The following is an 18827-nucleotide window of genomic DNA, read 5'->3' as shown; positions in this document are numbered from 1 at the left end:
ATTTCCGGGGCTGTGGACACCGCGCCTTTGAGTGTCGGGGGCACCGCCTAGACTGGTAGGCACCATGGATATGTTGTTTGACCCCTACGCAGACGGACCCTTCAAAGCTGGCACCAAAGCCGCAGTCAAGGCTGCCCCGGAGCTTTCCCCCTCGGGTGGAGGAGCGGCCGGCGCCCGTCTCCAGGCGGGCAGCGGCGGGTCATCGGGCGCTCCCCAAGGACCGGCATCAGGCGGCTGGGGCGGCCACGGCGGATCCGGGTTGCCATCTGCTGACGCCCTGCTCCAGGGACTGAACCCCCAGCAGGAAGAGGCAGTAAAGCACGCGGGCAGCCCCTTGCTGATCGTGGCGGGTGCAGGGTCCGGAAAGACCCGCGTCCTCAGTAACAGGATCGCCTACCTCATCGCCACCAAGCGGGCCCACCACGGGGAAATCCTGGCCATTACCTTCACCAACAAGGCAGCGGCGGAAATGCGCGAACGCATCGAAGCCCTGGTGGGCGGCCGGGCCAAAAGCATGTGGATTTCCACCTTCCACTCATCCTGTGTCCGGATCCTGCGCCGGGAGGCCGCCAACGTTGGCCTGAACTCGAATTTCTCGATCTACGACTCCGCGGACTCGCTGCGCCTGATCACCTTGGTATCCAAGAACCTGGACCTTGACCCCAAGAAGTTCGCGCCCAAGGCCATCCAGCACAAAATCTCCGCCCTCAAGAACGAACTGGTCGACGCCGACTCATACTCGTCATCCGCGAATTACAACGACCCCTTTGAAACAGCAGTCGCCGAGGTTTTCAAGGGCTACACACAGCGACTCCGCCAGGCCAACGCCATGGACTTCGATGACCTCATCGCGGAGACCGTTTACATGTTCCGGGCCTTCCCGGCGCTTGCGGAATCCTACCGGCGCCGGTTCCGGCACGTCCTGGTGGACGAATATCAGGACACCAACCACGCCCAGTACGCCCTAGTCAGGGAGATCGTGGGTCTGGGAACGGACACGGATGTCCAACCCAGCGAATTGACAGTGGTGGGTGACTCGGATCAGTCCATCTATGCCTTCCGCGGCGCAGACATCCGGAACATTGTGGAGTTCGAGGCCGATTACCCGAACGCCCGGACCATCAAACTGGAGCAGAATTACCGCTCCACGCAAAACATCCTCACGGCGGCAAACTCCGTGATTTCCCGCAACCCCAACCGTCAGGAAAAGCGGCTGTGGACCGCAGAGGGCGATGGCGAGAAGATTGTTGGCTACGTGGGGGAGAACGAACACGACGAAGCCCAGTTCATTGCCAAGGAAATAGACCGCTTGCAGGACGAGGACGGCTTGCGTCCGGGCGACGTCGCCATCTTCTACCGGACCAACGCACAATCACGATCCATTGAAGATGTGCTGGTCCGCGTGGGCCTGCCGTACAAGGTTGTTGGCGGCACGCGCTTCTATGAGCGCAAGGAAATCAAGGATGCCCTGGCCTACCTGCGCGTCCTGGTGAACCCGGACGACGACGTCAATCTCCGCCGTGTCCTGAACGAACCCAAGCGTGGGATCGGCGACCGCGCCGAGGGTGCTGTTGCTGCTTTGGCCGAGCGGGAACGGACGTCCTTCATGGCAGCGGCCCGTCGTGCTGACCAGGCTCCCGGCATGGCCACCCGCTCCGTCAACGCGGTGCTCGGGTTCGTGAAATTGTTGGACGACCTCGCTGAGGTGGCATCCGGCTCAGGCGCAGCCGCCGCGTTGGAAGCTGTCCTGGAGCAGACCGGATACCTGGCCGGCCTGCGTGCCAGCAACGATCCTCAGGACGAATCCCGGGTGGAGAACCTCGCCGAACTGGTGGCTGTGGTCCGCGAGTACGAGCGCGACAACCCGGAGGGCACGCTCGGAGAGTTCCTTGAGCAGGTTTCCCTGGTTGCAGATGCCGACCAGATCCCGGATGCCCCGGGAGCCGATATTGATGCCGCTGTGGCCGAGGCCAAGCGCATGGGTGTGGTCACGCTGATGACGTTGCACACCGCGAAGGGCCTGGAATTCCCGGTGGTGTTCCTGACCGGTATGGAACACGGAATCTTCCCGCACCAGCGCTCAGCCACGGATCCCAAAGAGCTCGCAGAGGAACGCAGGCTGGCCTACGTAGGCCTCACCCGTGCCCGCAAACGGCTCTATGTCACCCGCTCGGAAGTCCGCAGCATGTGGGGCCAGAGCCAGTACAACCCCGCCAGCCAATTCCTGGAGGAGATCCCCTCCGAACTGGTGGACTGGAAGCGCGAAGGCATGAGCCGCCAGGCAGGTGGTTGGGGGAGCGCCCCCATCGGGTCCAACCGTTACGGTGGCTCGTTCTGGGGAGCAGGCACCTCCCGCGGCGTTGCCGCCAGTCCCACCGCAGGCTTCGATGCCGACGTTCCGGCCGCCGTCGCACGCAACAGGGTGCAGCCACAAAAGGAAGTCATTTCCGTGGTGGTGGGGGACAAAGTCAACCACACGAGCTTCGGTAACGGCGTAGTGCTGGGCGTCGAAGGCGCTGGGGACAAGACGGTGGCCAAGGTGAAGTTCGACGTCGGTGAGAAGCGCCTGCTGTTGAGGTACGCGCCGTTGACCAAGCTTGATGCCTGAGCACGCCTCGCCCCGGGTGCAGGCCGCCAGCTATTGTCATGGGCTCACCACACCCCTAGACTGACCGGGCGTTGCGCTGGGGCCGATGCTGTCTGTGTCCCCAACCGCGCGGCGCCGAATCGTTGCATTCCTGTGGGGGAAGGACGCGTATGCGCGCGGGTGTTGGGGAACGTGGACTAATTGGCAAGGCCGCGAGAATGATGCTGGCTGTGGCCTTGGCCGGTGCCTTGGCTCTCCAGTTCGCCCCACCTGGATCGGCTGATACGGAGCCGTCAGTGCCTCCGGGTGAGCCGGCAGCAACGGCCAGCGTGGTTCCGAGCGCAAGCCCGTCCCCGAGTGCGGACCCGTCTCCGAGCGCCAACGCGTCCCCGGACGCGGACTCGACGCCGAGTGCAAGCCCGTCTCCGAGTGCGGACCCGGCGCCGAGCGCCGACGAGACTCCGGCCGCGGAACCGGCGCCGAGTGCAAGCCCTGCGGCAACGCAGCCTCCGGCCGCGGAACTACCCGTCACTGATCCGCTGGCCACCGTGGAAGCCGTTGATCCACTGGCCGTGCGGTCCTATGTGGACAGGGGTTACCTCACCAAGGCGTACGACGCGCCGTTGGTGATTTCCGGAGGAACTGCACCGTACACCGCCACTGTCAGTGACGTCCCGCCCGGTCTGACATTCGACCCCGCGAGCCTCAGGTTCACCGGCATGCCCACGCAAGAGGGCTACTTCCGCATGCAGGTGACGGTGCTGGACTCCTCGGAACCCGCGCAATCAGCGGCCCAGGAGGTCGCCGTGGACTTCTACGACTACGCACCTCCACAATTCAGAACCGTGACAGGCACGGAGAAGTTCACTGACGGCGTCGTTGGAGCCTGGTACAGCGAGAGCATCTTGGTCTGGACAGTGGGTGGCCAGCCATACAGCACGGCTGTGGTTTCAGGTGCTCTTCCGCCGGGGATGTCGTGGGGGCAGAACGCCGCTTCCGGCACTCCGACTGCCGCGGGAACGTACAAATTCACTGTGCGGTTCTCAGATTCCTATGAATCCACCGATGCGGAGTTTACGTTGACTGTTCGGGCCTCGAGGCCACAGACAACGGGCTTCGCCGTGCCGGCCGCAGTGCTGGGTGAGCCGTATTCTGCGAAGATCGCCTCTGTCACCGGAGGCGTGGCACCCTATCGCTTCTGGTGGGCAACGCCGCGGCATATGGCCGGCAGCCTGTGGTGGCATGATCCGGGACCGGACGGGCTCACCATCGACGCCAATGGTGTGTTGCAAGGTACCCCCACCAGTGCCGGAAGTTTCCAGATCTGGGTGTACTTCAGTGACTCGGGCTTGTACAACCAAGGAATCTTCACCACCGTGGTGACCGTTCTCCCAACCCGGCCACCCGTCGTCGAACAGCCGCCGGCCGTGGTGGATCCGCTTCCTGCTGTCGACGCGGCGGCACCTCCAGCGGCGGTGACTCCAGCGGCGGTGACTCCGGCCGGGACGTTGGCGTCGACGTCGGGCGTTGAACTCGCGGCCACCGGACTGCAGTCCGGAAGCCTTCCCACCATCATGTGGTCCGTGGCGGGCCTCTTCACGCTCGGAGCGGCGTTGACCGCGGCGGGCCGCCGACGGTTTGGGGGCGGGCGGAGCAGCGCCTGACGGGCATAATGGGTGGCATGCGACGGACTATGTTGGGGATTCTTGCCGCCTTGCTTCTGATGGTGGCTACTGGGTGCTCCTTCGCCACCAAGGATCCGGACTACGTTCCACCGGCGCCGTTGCCGCCCTTGGAACAGCTTCAACAGGTTCCGGTCACGGAGCAGACCACCCTGTCTGCGGGCGAGGATGTCACCGCGTTCGTCACTGAAGACCGGAACATCGTGTGTGCCATGACGTCCTCCAAGGGTGGCCACCTCAACCTGCCTTATGAGGCCAACTCGTACTCGGATGCGGCCAACAACAAATTCGCCGTTGTTCCGGTGGTGCACTGCGAACTGGCCAAATACGCCACACCGGACCCGGCTGACATCGCCGATGACTGCGCAGGCACCGGGCTGGGTTACCTCGGCGGTACCGTGCTCCTGTCCCCAGACAAGGCGGTGTACGGCGCATGTCGTTCCGGCGTAACACAAATGGAGTCCGAGTTCGGGCCCAAGGGCAGCAAAAACGGGCCCATCGCCAAGTTGCGTCAGTTGGCCGACGGGCAAAACATCGAACGGAACGGACTCCGGTGCTCGGCGTACAACGGCGGGGTCGCCTGCGGAAACGTCTCGGGTGGCGTGGCGTTCTTCGTGACGCGGGATGGGTACCAGTTGATTTCCGACGGCGGCAAAACGGTCCGCGGGACACTGAAGTAACCCTCCTGGCGGGCCTTCAGCAGACGTCGAACAGCCCAAAAACCGCGTCAGTATGCGGTTTTTCTACATCCGATAGAAGTGTAAGGTTACTCACTTAACGGGTAGTGTGTAGCTGGCGGGACTCCTCAAAGGGCTAAAGTTCCGAGAGGACCTTACGCAATGTGACCGGCTTCAATCCCGGTTATTCACCGCGTACTTTCCGCAGCTGGCTATCGCGGTCATCGCGGTTCCCGGCTGAACAGAAAACTACTTCGACGTAGAAGGACACTAAACCGTGGACCTGTTTGAATATCAGGCGCGCGATATGTTCGAGGCGCACGGTGTACCCGTGCTCGCCGGCATCGTGGCGCACACTCCTGAAGAAGCAAAGGCAGCTGCCGAGAAGATCGGCGGCGTAACTGTCGTCAAGGCACAGGTTAAGGTTGGTGGCCGCGGCAAGGCTGGCGGCGTCAAGGTTGCCAAGTCTGCCGAAGAGGCACTTGAGCACTCCACCAACATCCTGGGCATGGACATCAAGGGCCACACCGTCAACAAGGTGATGATCGCCCAGGGTGCTGACATCGCCGAGGAATTCTACTTCTCGGTCCTCCTGGACCGCGCAAACCGCAACTACCTGGCCATGTGCTCGGTAGAGGGCGGCATGGAAATCGAACAGCTTGCTGTGGAGCGTCCCGAGGCCCTGGCCAAGATCGCCATCGACCCCGCTGTGGGCATCGACCAGGCCAAGGCTGACGAGATCGTCGCAGCTGCAGGTTTTGCTGAAGAACTGCGCGGCAAAGTGGCCGACGTCATTCTGAAGCTCTGGGATGTCTTCAAGAAGGAAGACGCAACCCTGGTTGAGGTCAACCCGCTGGTCCGTACCGGCGCAGGCGACATCGTTGCCCTGGACGGCAAGGTTTCCCTGGACGAGAACGCTGATTTCCGCCACGTGCACCACTCCACGCTGGAGGACAAGGACGCAGCTGACCCGCTGGAGGCCAAAGCCAAGGCCCAGGACCTCAACTACGTCAAGCTGGACGGCGAAGTAGGCATCATCGGCAACGGCGCCGGTCTTGTGATGTCCACCCTCGACGTCGTTGCTTACGCCGGCGAAAACCACGGCAACGTCAAGCCCGCCAACTTCCTGGACATCGGCGGTGGAGCTTCCGCTGAGGTCATGGCCAACGGCCTCGACGTCATCCTGGGCGACTCCCAGGTCAAGAGCGTGTTCGTGAACGTCTTCGGTGGCATCACCGCGTGTGACGCCGTGGCCAAGGGCATCGTCGGTGCACTGGCTGAGCTCGGTTCCTCCGCGAACAAGCCGCTGGTAGTTCGCCTCGACGGCAACAACGTTGAGGAAGGCCGCCGCATCCTGACCGAGGCCAACCACCCGCTGGTTACCCTGGCCGCCACCATGGACGAGGGCGCCGACAAGGCCGCCGAGCTCGCCAACGCAGCTAAGTAAAGGGACGCGACAATGTCTATCTACCTCAACAAGGACTCCAAAGTCATCGTTCAGGGCATCACCGGCGGCGAGGGCACCAAGCACACCGCACTGATGCTCAAGGCCGGCACCAACATTGTTGGTGGCGTCAACGCCCGCAAGGCCGGCACCACGGTCCTGCACGGGGACAAGGAAATCAACGTCTTTGGCACCGTCAAGGAAGCCATTGCCGAAACCGGCGCCGACGTCTCCATCGTCTTCGTTCCGCCGGCATTCACCAAGGACGCCGTTGTTGAAGCCATCGAAGCCGGCATCGGCCTCGTAGTGGTCATCACCGAAGGCGTTCCGGTTCAGGACTCCGCCGAATTCTGGGCACTCGCCCAGTCCAAGGTGGACGCTGACGGCAAGCAGATCACCCGCATCATCGGACCGAACTGCCCCGGCATCATCACCCCCGGCGAAGCCCTGGTTGGCATCACCCCGGCGAACATCACGGGCAAGGGCCCCATCGGCCTGGTGTCCAAGTCCGGTACCTTGACCTACCAGATGATGTACGAACTCCGCGACCTCGGTTTCTCCACCGCGATCGGCATCGGTGGCGACCCCATCATCGGCACCACCCACATCGACGCCTTGGCTGCGTTCGAGGCCGACCCCGAGACCAAGGCAATCGTCATGATCGGTGAAATTGGTGGCGACGCTGAAGAGCGCGCAGCCGACTTCATCAAGGCCAACGTCACCAAGCCGGTTGTTGGCTACGTTGCCGGCTTCACCGCTCCCGAGGGCAAGACCATGGGCCACGCCGGCGCCATCGTCTCCGGCTCCGCGGGCACGGCACAGGCCAAGAAGGAAGCTCTCGAAGCTGCAGGCGTGAAGGTCGGCAAGACGCCGTCCGAAACCGCCAAGCTGCTGCGCGAAGTTTTCGCGACGCTCTAGCTTTTACAGCTAAACCACGACGACGGCCCGTCACCTTCCCCACGGAAGGTGACGGGCCGTCGTCGTTCTTTAAGCAGCTGACGCGGGCCGAAGAGTCTGGGGGAAAACTCCGACCCGCGCCAGGTTCATGGGGCTGGCTAGGCGATGACTTTCATGGCCTGCCAGCCGGTGCCGAGGCTGATAGGCGGAACGTTGCTGAGCGCTCCGCCTCCCGATCCGGGATACAGCCACAAGGTGTCTCCGATGCGGCCCACGACGTCGTTCTTGCCGTCGCCGTCAAGGTCCCGTGGCCCGGCCATCGCAGTCCGGGTTCCCCAGCCCGTCCCAATCTGCGTCCACTGCAGCCAGCCCCCGGAACCATTGCCCGGATATAGCCATAATGCGCCTGTGTCCGCGCGCCGCGCCAGTACATCTCCCTTGCCGTCACCATTGAAATCTCCGGTGCTGAAGATGGCGTTCATCACGTCCCAACCCCAGCCAACGGTGTAGGGAGTACGTTGTCCTCCGGTCCCGTTTCCTTCGTAGAGCCGGAGCTCGCCGTTACTGCGCCGGCCGATGAAATCGGGGATGCCGTCGCCGCTGAAGTCGCCGGGGGAGAAGAGCTGCGTCATGGTGCTCCAGCCGGTGCTGACCTGCTTCCGGGCCCCGAAGCTCCCTGCGCCGTCGCCGGGGTAGAACCACAGGACGTCGCCGGCCCTGGCCAGGAGGTCAGGCTTGCCATCCTTGTCGAAATCGCCGGGAGTAATGGTGTCCGTGATGGTGGACCATGCAGGAGCGGCCAAGGCGAGCTGCCGTGGCAAGAGCCCACCTGAGCCGTTGCCCGGGTACAGGTACAAGTTGCCGGCGGTGTCAGCGGCCAGGACGTCAGCGCGTCCGTCACCGTTGAAGTCATGGGCCGACGGCGGTCCGGCTGCGGGCACGGTGTAGCTTTGGGTGCCCACAGGGGAGGTGTTGCCCGCAGTATCCACGCCGATGTACTTGAGCACCAGGGTGGAGCTTCCCATAACGATGGGGGATGCGGCGTCGTACTTGATATTGGTGGCTGACTCGGTGGCCGTCGGCGTGCTGCCATTGGTGGTGTAGTAGATGGCGCCTGGCTCGTTGGCCGTCAGTGCGATGGTGGCACCGCTGGCCAGGGCGCGGCCGGTGGGGTTGGCCGTGACGGTGGGGGCCGTGGTGTCCGGCGGAACCGTGTACGTCTGCGTGACGACGTCGGAGGCGTTTCCGGCGGTGTCACGGGCGAAGTACTTCAACGTCATGGGGGCAGGGCCATTGAAGGGGATAGGCGCGGTGTACGCCAGGCCTGCTGTGAGCGGGTCAGTGCCGTCTGTGGTGTAACGGATCCCGGCAGGCTCGTTGGCGGCCAACGTGATGGTGGTGCCCGGTGCGTACTCGCCTCCCGGTGGAGTGGCTGTCACCACGGGCTTGGTGATATCCGGGCCGGTGGAGTACGTCTGGGTGACCACGGCCGAGTTGTTGCCGGCACTGTCAACGGCGAAGTACTTCAGGGTCAGCGGGCCGCTCAACGTCAGCGGGGTAGTGTACTTGCTGCTGGCCGTGGTGGGGGTGCTGCCGTTGGTTGTGTAGTAGATGGTGGCGGTCTCGTTGGACGTCAGGGTGACTGTTTGTCCCACGGCGTAGGTTCCTCCCGGAGGGGTGGGGGTGACCACGGGTGCCACGTTGTCCGTACCGAGGTAGGTCTCAAACTCCGCCAGGCCGGCGTTGGTGGTCCCTGCGCTCACCGACGTGATGGTGAACCGGACGGAGCTGACCGTCTTGGCGGGGAAGTTGATGGTGAGGCCGGACCCGTTGTTTGGGAGGGCTGGAACAGGGACAGTACTTCCATCGGAGAACTGAAGGGTCCCGCCGGTGACCTGATCGGTGAGGAGTGGCCGGTCAGAGAGAGTCACGGAGTTGATGGTCTTTGTAGGGGAGTAGCTGTATTGGATCCAGCTTCCGGCCTTCTCACCCGCGGTGACCCATTCCCGGGCCGCATCCATGGGGGCACCCCAGAAGTAGCCGTCACGGGCCTTCTCCGGGCTTTGCGCCGCGGCCTTCTGCGACGACGCGGTCACCGTGGTTCCAGCGGACTTGGCGCCGTTGCCCGTCCACTCGATGGCCGTGATGTATTGCCGTTTGAGCCATTCATCGTAGGGGGAATCCGGGCATCCTTCGCCCGGGCTGCTACAGATGTACATGTCAAAATCAGCGAACCGCACGAACGTGTCCACTTTCGTGGTCAGCTCGGCACCTGTGACGTTCTGCGGATACTCATCAATGACGTAGGCGTCGTATGCCAGCGAAGTGTGGGGGCCCGTGTAGCTGCGGGTTGCCAGTTGCGCAAATTTGGCGGTGGCCCAGTGATCGCTGTGGTCGTACGGGTTGTTGAAGTTTCCGGTCCAGTCCTGGGTGCGGAAAGTGGTGGGCTGGAAGTTGGCCACCAGGCGGTTCAACGCCGTTTGAAACTGGGATTTGGTGAACGTGGCAGCATTGTCCACCGGCCTGATGGAAGAGAGCCGCCCATCCCAAAGTTTCAGGATGCTCTGGTCGTTGTAGGCCGCGCTGCCGTCACCGTCGGGGAAGCCATCCGGGAGCCGCATGAACACCACGGAGATATTGGGCGCCCCGTTCAGCGTCTGCATGGTCAGGGGCCTGTTGGGCACCCCGGCGTCCGAGGTTGTCCATGAGTCCGCTACGCCCGCCATTTTCGAATAGCTGGCCCTTATACCGGCTTCAAGACCCCTCCAATACGACGCTCCCTCGCCTGCCTCGCCGGCTGTGGTGAACACGGTTTGGACGCACCGCTTGGCTTGGATGTCCCTCATGAAATCCGGGCTCAGGAAGAGCAGGTCGTCATCCGTGTGGGCAACTATCTGCAATGCTCCGCCCGTACCAGCACACGGCGGAACAGCAGCGGCCGCTGGAGACGCAGTGCCCAGGACTAAGCCACCCACAACCAAAGCGGGCCCCAAGAGCAGGCTGATCAGGCGTTGCGTGAAGGAACGGGGGGTGAAGGAACGGGGGGTGAAGGAACGGGGCCGGCTATCCGGACGAAAGGGACGACTGACGTATTTTGGACGGTCCACAACCATGCTCCTTTGAGCAGATGTTGGGCCCCCCAGCCGGCAAACTTACGACGCCCCCAGGACGTCATTTCGAATGAAATTAGGCTCATGCCGAGCTTTCGATGGAACGGAAAGCGATGCAGTGAGCGCTACTGTACTCCTTCGGGCCGGGCCTGGGTAGGGTTCCGGCACACGTCTATGAAGTTCCTGAAGGGCATCAACCGATCAGCGTCGGGAAGCTGGGACGCCTCAGGGTGCCATTGCACAGAAACGACCCACCGTGAGGGGTCTTCCAAGGCCTCCACTGTTCCGTCGTCGGCAACGGCTGTCACCAGGAGGCCCTCGCCCACACGGTCCACCGCCTGATGGTGTCCCGAGGCGATCTTCACGGTGGTGGCCCCTGCGGAACCGTACAGTGCCGCGGCCTTGGAACCAGCACTGACCAATACGTCGTGCCACGCCCATTCGCTGGCGGCAGGATCTTGCGGGTCCAAGCCATTGTGGTTCACTGTGGACGGCGCCATGTCCTGGAAGAGCGTTCCGCCGTACAGCACATTCAACAACTGATGGCCACGGCAGACACCCAACAGCGGCAGCCCGGCGTCGATGGTCGCCCGGGCCACATCCATGTCCAGATGGTCCTGCTCGGGGTTCACGTCGTAAAGGGAATCGTCGGGATCCTGTCCATAAAGGCGGGGATTGATATCGCCCCCACCCGGCAGCAACACGCCGTCCAGCCTTTCCATCTCTTTGGCCAGCCGACCGGCACTGTCCGCCGAAACCGGGGTCAGCAGTACCGGATCCGCACCCGCCTCGCGCAGCAGGTCCACGATGAACGTGAAGAGCTGGTTGGCCTCGCCCACGCGGGCATCCGGGGTGTCCGAACTGCTCAGACGGACGGGAACGCCAACACGTGGCCGAACATCTTTGGGGCTCTTCATGCTTCATGATGCACCTGAATGCGCCGCCGTGCGCAAACGGGTGGTCATAGTCCCGCACTACGCTGAAACCATGAACCGCACCGCAGCCTTGAACCCGAGTCCGCGAACACTGGACGTCAACAGCGTGGTCCACTTCGACCGGCTGGTCAGCGCCGGAGCGGGGTCCATGAACGGCTGGCACGCACAGTCGCTGGACCTGCGGGGCCACGCACGGACCCTCAAGGCCCTGGATCCCCAAGGCGCGATCTTCCTGGGGTGTACGTTCGACGACGGCGTGGAAGAAAGTTTGCGACGCCGCGGGGCACTCATCTTCCCCAAGCTCCAAGGAATTCCGTTCGATCCCTACCGGGGCCGGCTCTACACCGCCGCAGAGCTCTACGAAGACATCTCCTCAACAGACTACGAATCCACGCTGGACGCACAGGTCTACCAGTGGAGCATTCTCCCCGGGCAGCGGGCCAGCCTGGACGCCACCCTCGCCGCAGCCCTTCACGACCATGCGATCGGCGCTGCCCTGGACGATGTGCTTGACCATGGCGCGCTCGCAAAGGCCAAGCTGGTAGGGGTGATGGGAGGACACGCCGCCCAGCGCGGGACCACGGAATTCGCGGAGGCAGCGCGGCTTGGCCGGTTGCTCGCCCAAGCCGGATTTGCCGTCGCCACCGGCGGCGGACCCGGGGCCATGGAAGCCGCCAATATGGGCGCCTACTTGAGTGGACTGCCCGACGCCGACTCCACGGCCGCCGTCGAGCAGCTCGCCGCAGTGCCCGGGTTCAGGCCCTCAGTGTCGGCGTGGGCCCGCCAGGCAGCGGCCGTCGTTGAACGTTATCCGGAAGGCACCCCCACCCTGGGGATCCCCACGTGGTTTTACGGGCACGAACCGCCCAACCTGTTCGCGACGCACATCGCCAAATACTTCGCCAACGCTGTTCGCGAAGCCATCCTGCTGGAGCTCTGCAATGGCGGAATAGTCTTCCTCCCGGGAGCCGCCGGAACCGTGCAGGAGATCTTCCAGGACGCCTGCGAGAACTATTACGGAGCCCCGCAAACCATCACCCCCATGGTGCTGGTGGGCCGCGAGCACTGGGAAAGAACGTTTCCCGCCTGGCCCATGCTGCAAAGCCTCGCCGCAGGAAAACCCATGGAGGACAAGATCTTCCTTGTGGACACGGTGGAAGAAGCGCTAGCCGTGGTGTCAGGCAGGGGCCCTGGCTAGAAGTCCTTGCTGCACGGGCCAGTGCCTAGCCGGGCCAAGCCGGTCCGGTCGCCGGCAGCGTAGTCCCGGACCCAGGACGCCTGGTCATACATGAGCTGCCGGGGATCATCCACGTGGTCCAGTCCCAGCAGGTGTCCCAGCTCGTGCATGATCACCGCCACGCCGATCTCCTGGCCGTTGGGTGTGTCCACAATTCCGGCGAACTGGGGTGCATCCAAAGACACAGTGCCCGTCACGTACGCCTTGTAGCCGTTGCTCAGGCCAATCGAGGAACTCCCGCCCAAGCCCACGGTTTGGCCCGTCAGTCGCGGCACTTGCTCAGGAGTGCTCCACGCAATGAGCACAGGAGCCCACCGGTCCCCGTAGCGGGCGGGCTGGTATCCGGCCCTGTTGGTAGAGGGGACCTCGGAGCTTGGACCGTCAAAGATGAATTTCAATCCGGTGGCCACACTGGCACGCCGGACCGCTTCGTCCACCAGGGGCTGCCAGGAAGCGGATGCCAGATCGGAATTCACCACGTAGTGGATCGGCCGGCATGGTGAGTAGGCCAGCGGAGATCCATCATCCTTGACCGCCAGGAATTTGTACGAGCTGCTGGGCCGATTCACCGGGGCCGGTGTGCCAAGGGGAGCATCAGCTTCTTCCCGACCAGGGAGCGGATCCTGGCGCTGGCCGAACGGCACCAGGCCAGGCCGCGGCTGCTGGCTCTGGGTAGCGCTGGATCCGTAGAGGAATTGCTGCAGGTCCCCGCTGAAGTACGCTCCCGCAATGACCAGGCCCAGGACGCTGAACAGGAAGAGTATGGCCGCGATGCTGCTGTGCTTGATGGGTGGCCGCGGCGTTGGGGGATCCGGTGGCTGCGAACTGACCGGAAGAAAATTTGGCCGAGGGGGATCCGGGTCCGGCCCCTGGGGCGGCCCGTAAGGTTCCATGGAACCCCCTGACGTGGAGGCTGCGACGGGAGCTGGGGCGCCGCCGTCGGCAGTGTGCGGTCAGCATAAGTCCGGCGCCGCCGTGAGTCCATGCCGGAACTGTCCCGGCCCCCGGGCTGTGCTCAGATGTCCTTGCGGCAGGGGGCTGAGGAGAGAAGGTGCAGGCCCGTAAGATCGCCCGCGGCGAGGCCGTCCGGGGCGCCGATTTCCGGGTACATGAGCTGGACCGGATCCTCCACGTGGTCCAGACCCATCACGTGCCCCAGTTCATGCTGCATGACGGCCAGGACGTAGTCGGCACCTTCCGGGTCAGCCAGGAGCTCGGATACCTGCGGAGTGTCCAGTTCCAAGCTGCCGGTGATGTAGCTCTTGGGGCCCTTGTTGAGCGAATACATGGTGCTGCCACCTGTGCCGATCACCTTGTCCGCCAGGGCCGGTGCTGCCTCAGGCGTGGTCCACGAGATCAGCAGGGGAGCCCACCGTTCTCCGTACTTCGATGGCTGGTACGGTTCGCGCCGCTCCACCGGAAGCTCGTCCGTGGTGCCATCGTTCACGAACTGGATGCCTGATGCTGCGGAGACGTTGGCAATGGCCGTGGCAAGGAGTTCATCGGAGCCCACGGGCGCCGACGCGTTGTTCACCACGTAGTGCAGCGGCCGGCAGGGCGAGTAGCCCACCGGCGTGCCGTCGTCGTTGGTAGCCAGGAACTTGTACGAATCATTGGTGACCGCCGGCGCCGGAGGTGAGGCCAGCGGTGCGTCCGCCTCCTCATGTCCCGGGGGTGGCGCGTCCAGCGCGCGCGCAGGTTGTGCCTGGCTTTGCCCGTTCTGCGGTTCACCGGGAAGGTTGATTCCGGGGAACAGGGACGTGATGCGGGGGTCTCCGTGCAGGAACCCGCTGACCACCACTGCTACTACCGCCGCGACGCAGGCCATGAGGATGCCTCGGGCAACCCGCCACGCCGTTGCCGTGCTTCGGTGCCTTGGCACACGCGATGTTTCCCGCTCCGGGTCCACGGTTCTCCATTCCTCACGCCCAGTCACGCGGGGCAGCGCGGAGGACGACCCAACATTACGGGCTGTGGGCAGAGCCGTCCAAACTCAGACGATCGCAGCCCCGAACAACAAGCCCAACCCGTAGGTGGCCGCTGCAGCTCCGAGGCCAATGGCAAGCTGCCGCAGCCCGCGGCTCAGCGGCGAGGTTCCGGACAACAAGCCGACGACGGCGCCGGTCGCCAGCAGCGCGATGCCCACCAGCACCCCCGCCACCAGCAAGGCAGCCACTCCTGTCATGCCGAAAATGAACGGCAGGATGGGCACGATGGCACCCGATGCGAAGAAGCAGAAGCTGGACAGGGCAGCACCCCACGCCGAGCCGACGGATTCATGCTCATCGGTGGCTGGTTTCTCCGGCTGCAAGGAGAGGCTTGGATCGCAGTCGCAGCTGAACACTCCCATGCGTTCGGCAGCGCGGTGTTCAGCGGCCTGGCGCGTCATGCCGCGGGCCAGGTACACCAGGACCAGTTCATTGTGTTCGATGTCCAAAGACGGTGCTGCCGTAAGAGTTGCTTGCGTGGGCAGGGTGGCGTTGAGCAGTTCCCTTTGCGAACGTACTGAAACGTACTCGCCTGCGCCCATGGACAAGGCGCCGGCCAACAAACCTGCCACGCCACTCATGAGCACCACCGGGCTGGGCACCCCGGTTGCTGCCATGCCCATCACCAGTGACAAGTTGCTCACCAGGCCATCGTTGGCCCCAAAGACAGCAGCCCGGAAGGTACCGGAAAGCCTGTTGCGGCCCCGCGTCGCCAAGCCCCGGACTACTTCTTCGTGGATCTGCTCGTCAGCCACCATGGCCGGCGTCGCAGCGGGCTCGGTGCCGTATGGGGAGCGGCCTTCCGCCCGTTGTGCCAACGCAAGCACAAAGACGGAGCCGAAGTTGCGGGCCAGGAAGCCCAGGAACTGGCTCCGGGCAGAGGCGGCTTTAGGCATGCCGGCGTGCTCGCCAAGGAGTTTGAGCCAGTGTGCCTCGTGCCGGCCCTCAGCCTCGGCCAGGGCGAGCAGGATTTGCCGTTCTTCGCCGTCCCGCCGTTGGGCGAGTTCGCGGTACACCGCCGCCTCGGCGCGTTCGTCGGCCAGATACTGCCGCCAACGCCTGATGTCTGAAGACGTGGGGGCAGCCGGCAGCACGTCGGTGGTGTCAGGCGCGGCGTTTCCGGGGACGGGTTCTTCGGGGGTGGTTTTTTCGGGGATGGAGTCCGGAGCAGGGCTCGACGAACTGTGGGATTCCTGGTGCTTTTGCACTTTCTCTCCTGTGCTGGGTGGGGTAGTTGCGGCCCCATTGCACGCACCACACTACCGCTTATTTCCGCGGTTTTTTGGCCGGTATTCCTTAGCTGGAATGTTCGGTGCACCGTAAATTCGGCCACCCTTGACCCTCGACTGGGCCGGTGCTCAGATGGAAGGACAGGGGCGGGGAGCTCCCCGCATTCCGGTTACCGGGCTTTGACCGGCCCACGAGACGGAGGTTGCATCATGGACACCACCGAATCACACGCCAGCCACCCGAGGGCAACCATCGAGTCGGACCCAGCCTATGACTACGCCGAGGACCAGGAGGTTGATGAAGCCTGGGTGGAGGACGTGGATGCTCCCGAGGACGACGAACGCGTAGTCCCTCTCGATGACACCGAGGAATTCCGCGGGGAAGAGGAAAGCTAGGCGGGTTCTACGTGGCAGAGGGCGAAGTGCCGCGCTACGCCCTCGCGTTTCCCGGCCGCGGCGACTGTCACCGTCAGCGTCGCTGAAGCCTCGCACCATTGCGTTGGCCGGACAGCCTGGGCCAGCGCCTGCGCGATCAGCCGCGGCTCGGGATATCTGAAATGCTTGGTGCCGTTCCCGCCCGGAAAGGTCACGGTGCCCAGGAAGAGGTCGACGGCGGGAATCACCCTCACCGTTCGGGCGGCGGGGAGGGCCGGGGTGCTGGGTGCGTGGGTGGTATCGCCTTGGTACGGCAAGGGACTGCTCCTTGGGGAGAGTGCTCTTGCCCGCTCGGTTGTCTCTGGTCCGGGGCGGGCCGCTTCCTCATCCGAACCACCCGTGAACATGGGGTTGGTGTGTGGCCAGTCGGAGCTTGGCACCACATCTCTTGAAGCTGTGACAACCCTACCTCAGGCGCTCCTGGTGTGAGGCCCGATTTACGCCCCTTCCCTTGGCTGAGGGGCGCAGTGTGGGCCCCGCAAACGGGGGGTGTTTGTTGTGGGGCCCGTTTTACGCCCTTTCCCTTGGCTGAGGCGCGCAGTGTGGGCCCCGCAAACGGGGGGGTGTTTGTTGTGGGGCCCGTTTTACGCCCTTTCCCTTGGCTGAGGCGCGCAGTGTGGGCCCCGCAAACGGGGAGTGTTTGTTGTGGGGCCCGATTTACGCCCTTTCCCTTGGTTGAGGCGCGCTGTGTGGGCCCCGCATGTGGGGGTGTGTGTTGTGGGGTCTGGTGTGCGTGTTTGGGTGGGGTTTTGGGGCGCACAGTGGGCCCCGCAAACGGGGGGTGTGTGTTGTGGGGTCTGGTGTGCGTGTTTGGGTGGGGTTTTGGGGCGCAGAGTGGGCCTCGCAAACGGGGGGTGTTTGTTGTGGGGCCCGTTTTACGCCCCTTGCCTTGGCTGAGGGGCGCAGAGTGGGCCCCGCAAACGTGCACTTCCCGGGGGACACAACAACGGCGGCGCTGCCCCGAAAAGGGGAGCGCCGCCGTCGAACGTTCTGTTGGTAGCTGGTTACTTGTGGCTGCTGACCGGGTGGACTTCAGGCGGCAATTCGTCTGAAACAGCACCGGCAACCCGCTTGTCCCAAGCCTCACGAACGGCAGGGTCCGTAGGCGGAGTGAGCAGCGAAATCACCACGTACGCGATGAACGAGGCTGCCAGGCCGAAGTAGATCGGCTCGTTGGCGTAGACGCCGTCCGCGCTGGGGATGGCTCCCACGGCGAAGAGGATCAGCAGGGTGAGCGTCAGGACTGAACCCACGGCCATGGACCACGCGGCGGCAATGCCCGTGCCGCGCTTCCACACGAGGCCACCCAGAATGGCAACCAGGAGGCCACCCACCAGGATGTCGTAGGCGATGGTGAGGGCAACCACCACGTCCTGCGCCGCCATGGAGATCAGCACGGCAACGATGCCCAGGCCCAGGACCCAGTAACGGTTGGCTTTGACGTCGTGCTCCGGGTTTTCGGTGTCATCAGTGTTGATGGTCTTGCCGAACCAGCTGGCCACGAACGGCACGACGTCGGCGCGTGCCACCGTTGCGGCTGCGATCAGGGCACCCGAAGCGGTGGACATCATGGCTGCGACAGCCGCGGCCATGACCAAGCCGCCAATGCCTACGGGCAGGATGTGCGTTGCTACCTCTGCGTAGACCACGTCCTTGCCGAGGTTGGCGACGTCGATGTCAGGCAGGGCAACGCGGGCAGCGAGGCCGATCAAGGCGCCGGCGATGCCGTAAAGGATGCAGTAGACGCCGGCAGTGGCGCCGCCCCAACGGGCAACCGTGGGGGTCTTGGCGGTGAAGACGCGCTGCCAGATGTCCTGGCCGATCAGGAGACCCAGTGTGTAGACCACGAAGTAGGTGATGATCGTCTGGACGCCGATGCCGTCGATCTGGAAGAAGCTCGCGTCGAGGCGTTCACGGATGCCGTCCATGCCGCCCGCTGCGTTCATGACGAAGGGGAGCATCAGGAAGAAGATGCCAACAGTCTTGATGATGAACTGGACCTGGTCGGCCAGGGTGATAGACCACATGCCGCCGATGGTGGAGTAGACCAGCACGATTGCGCCGCCAACGGCGATGGCCAGCCAACGCTCCCAGTCAAATAGCACAACGAAGATGGTGGCGTAGGCGCCGGTGGACGTGGCGCACAGCATCAGCGTGTAGGCCAGCATCACTATTCCGGAGGTCTGGGTGGCCTTGCTGCCGTAGCGAAGGCTCAGCATTTGGGAGACCGTGTAGATCTTCAGGCGCTGGATGGTCCCGGCAAACAGGAGGCTGAGCAGCAGCACGCCTGAGCCGATTGCCACCACAAGCCACATGCCGGAGATGCCGAACTTGTAGCCGAGGCCGACGCCGCCCACGGTGGATGCGCCACCAAGGACCACTGCGGCCATGGTGCCGGTGTAAAGGAAGGGTCCCAGGCGGCGGCCGGCCACCAGGAAGTCGCTGTTGTTCTTGGTGCGGGACTTGCCCCACCAGCCGAATGCCAGCATGGCGAGCAGGTACACCACCACGATTGCGATGTTAATAGCCGAAGATTCCATGAACGGTCCTTGTAGCTGATGCACGGAGGTTGGGGTTTTCGACGATACTCCTGCGAAGCGTCGAAG

Annotated in this window: 14 protein-coding genes and 1 riboswitch; of the genes, 7 read left to right on the top strand and 7 right to left on the bottom strand. The window is 64.0% G+C overall.

Annotation, left to right across the window (positions count from 1 at the left end):
- Positions 1 to 64 precede the first annotated feature (64 nt).
- The 5 genes from pcrA to sucD all read left to right on the top strand — a co-directional run bounded on the left by pcrA (position 65) and on the right by sucD (position 7308).
- Positions 65 to 2608, top strand: a complete 2544-nt coding sequence (gene pcrA, locus BMY91_RS07255; protein WP_090820367.1) for a DNA helicase PcrA — start codon at positions 65 to 67, stop codon at positions 2606 to 2608.
- A gap of 197 nt (positions 2609 to 2805) precedes the next feature.
- The gene (locus BMY91_RS07250; protein WP_090820365.1) at positions 2806 to 4251 is read left to right on the top strand and encodes a putative Ig domain-containing protein; all 1446 of its coding nucleotides are present in this window, start codon (positions 2806 to 2808) and stop codon (positions 4249 to 4251) included.
- A gap of 8 nt (positions 4252 to 4259) precedes the next feature.
- Entirely contained in the window at positions 4260 to 4949 is a 690-nt protein-coding gene (locus BMY91_RS07245) for a hypothetical protein (protein WP_090820363.1), read from the top strand.
- A 274-nt stretch (positions 4950 to 5223) separates the two neighbouring features.
- Positions 5224 to 6393, top strand: a complete 1170-nt coding sequence (gene sucC / locus BMY91_RS07240; RefSeq protein WP_090820361.1) for an ADP-forming succinate--CoA ligase subunit beta — start codon at positions 5224 to 5226, stop codon at positions 6391 to 6393.
- Positions 6394 to 6405: 12 nt separating this feature from the next.
- On the top strand, positions 6406 to 7308 hold the full coding sequence (gene sucD / locus BMY91_RS07235; protein ID WP_090820359.1) for a succinate--CoA ligase subunit alpha: 903 nt from the start codon (positions 6406 to 6408) through the stop codon (positions 7306 to 7308).
- 137 nt (positions 7309 to 7445) lie between these two features.
- On the opposite strand, the gene BMY91_RS07230 is transcribed toward sucD, so the two are convergent.
- The gene (locus tag BMY91_RS07230) at positions 7446 to 10394 is read right to left on the bottom strand and encodes a chitobiase/beta-hexosaminidase C-terminal domain-containing protein (protein WP_256212626.1); all 2949 of its coding nucleotides are present in this window, start codon (positions 10392 to 10394) and stop codon (positions 7446 to 7448) included.
- Positions 10395 to 10522: 128 nt separating this feature from the next.
- A complete protein-coding gene (locus BMY91_RS07225; protein WP_090820355.1) occupies positions 10523 to 11314 on the bottom strand; it encodes a gamma-glutamyl-gamma-aminobutyrate hydrolase family protein in 792 nt (263 codons plus the stop codon).
- 70 nt (positions 11315 to 11384) lie between these two features.
- Between BMY91_RS07225 and BMY91_RS07220 the strand changes: the two genes are divergently transcribed.
- Positions 11385 to 12530 carry an LOG family protein gene (locus tag BMY91_RS07220; protein WP_177179865.1) on the top strand — a complete coding sequence of 382 codons (1146 nt, stop codon included), beginning with the start codon at positions 11385 to 11387 and terminating at the stop codon, positions 12528 to 12530.
- Here BMY91_RS07220 and BMY91_RS07215 read toward each other — a convergent pair.
- From BMY91_RS07215 to BMY91_RS07205, 3 genes are all read right to left on the bottom strand, one after another.
- Positions 12527 to 13462: a matrixin family metalloprotease gene (locus BMY91_RS07215; protein WP_090820353.1), complete on the bottom strand. Its 936-nt coding sequence runs from the start codon at positions 13460 to 13462 to the stop codon at positions 12527 to 12529. The two genes, BMY91_RS07220 and BMY91_RS07215, sit on opposite strands and share 4 nt — an antisense overlap.
- A 122-nt stretch (positions 13463 to 13584) precedes the next feature.
- Positions 13585 to 14478 (bottom strand): matrixin family metalloprotease, encoded by an 894-nt coding sequence (locus tag BMY91_RS07210; RefSeq protein ID WP_177179864.1) that lies wholly within the window; start codon positions 14476 to 14478, stop codon positions 13585 to 13587.
- A gap of 84 nt (positions 14479 to 14562) precedes the next feature.
- Entirely contained in the window at positions 14563 to 15765 is a 1203-nt protein-coding gene (locus tag BMY91_RS07205) for a VIT1/CCC1 transporter family protein (protein WP_090820350.1), read from the bottom strand.
- Positions 15766 to 15996: 231 nt separating this feature from the next.
- On the opposite strand from BMY91_RS07205, the gene BMY91_RS07200 reads away from it, so the two are divergent.
- Positions 15997 to 16182: a hypothetical protein gene (locus tag BMY91_RS07200; RefSeq protein ID WP_090820347.1), complete on the top strand. Its 186-nt coding sequence runs from the start codon at positions 15997 to 15999 to the stop codon at positions 16180 to 16182.
- On the opposite strand, the gene BMY91_RS07195 is transcribed toward BMY91_RS07200, so the two are convergent.
- Positions 16179 to 16478: a hypothetical protein gene (locus tag BMY91_RS07195; RefSeq protein WP_090820345.1), complete on the bottom strand. Its 300-nt coding sequence runs from the start codon at positions 16476 to 16478 to the stop codon at positions 16179 to 16181. The genes BMY91_RS07200 and BMY91_RS07195 overlap by 4 nt on opposite strands.
- Positions 16479 to 16495: 17 nt before the next feature.
- A riboswitch (SAM riboswitch) is annotated at positions 16496 to 16615 on the bottom strand.
- A gap of 610 nt (positions 16616 to 17225) precedes the next feature.
- On the bottom strand, positions 17226 to 18761 hold the full coding sequence (locus BMY91_RS07190; protein ID WP_175538530.1) for a sodium:solute symporter family protein: 1536 nt from the start codon (positions 18759 to 18761) through the stop codon (positions 17226 to 17228).
- Positions 18762 to 18827: the final 66 nt, after the last annotated feature.

Source organism: Arthrobacter sp. yr096, from assembly GCF_900108925.1.
Classification (GTDB): domain Bacteria; phylum Actinomycetota; class Actinomycetes; order Actinomycetales; family Micrococcaceae; genus Arthrobacter.
This window is presented reverse-complemented; position numbering and strand designations above follow the sequence as displayed.

Bases quoted from the DNA above. Each gene is read 5' to 3' on its own strand.
- pcrA (WP_090820367.1), top strand. From the start codon at position 65: ATGGATATGTTGTTTGACCCCTACGCAGACGGACCCTTCAAAGCTGGC.
- BMY91_RS07250 (WP_090820365.1), top strand. From the start codon at position 2,806: ATGATGCTGGCTGTGGCCTTGGCCGGTGCCTTGGCTCTCCAGTTCGCC.
- BMY91_RS07245 (WP_090820363.1), top strand. From the start codon at position 4,260: ATGGGTGGCATGCGACGGACTATGTTGGGGATTCTTGCCGCCTTGCTT.
- sucD (WP_090820359.1), top strand. From the start codon at position 6,406: ATGTCTATCTACCTCAACAAGGACTCCAAAGTCATCGTTCAGGGCATC.
- BMY91_RS07225 (WP_090820355.1), bottom strand. From the start codon at position 11,314: ATGAAGAGCCCCAAAGATGTTCGGCCACGTGTTGGCGTTCCCGTCCGT.
- BMY91_RS07220 (WP_177179865.1), top strand. From the start codon at position 11,385: ATGAACCGCACCGCAGCCTTGAACCCGAGTCCGCGAACACTGGACGTC.
- BMY91_RS07215 (WP_090820353.1), bottom strand. From the start codon at position 13,462: ATGGAACCTTACGGGCCGCCCCAGGGGCCGGACCCGGATCCCCCTCGG.
- BMY91_RS07200 (WP_090820347.1), top strand. From the start codon at position 15,997: ATGGACACCACCGAATCACACGCCAGCCACCCGAGGGCAACCATCGAG.
- BMY91_RS07190 (WP_175538530.1), bottom strand. From the start codon at position 18,761: ATGGAATCTTCGGCTATTAACATCGCAATCGTGGTGGTGTACCTGCTC.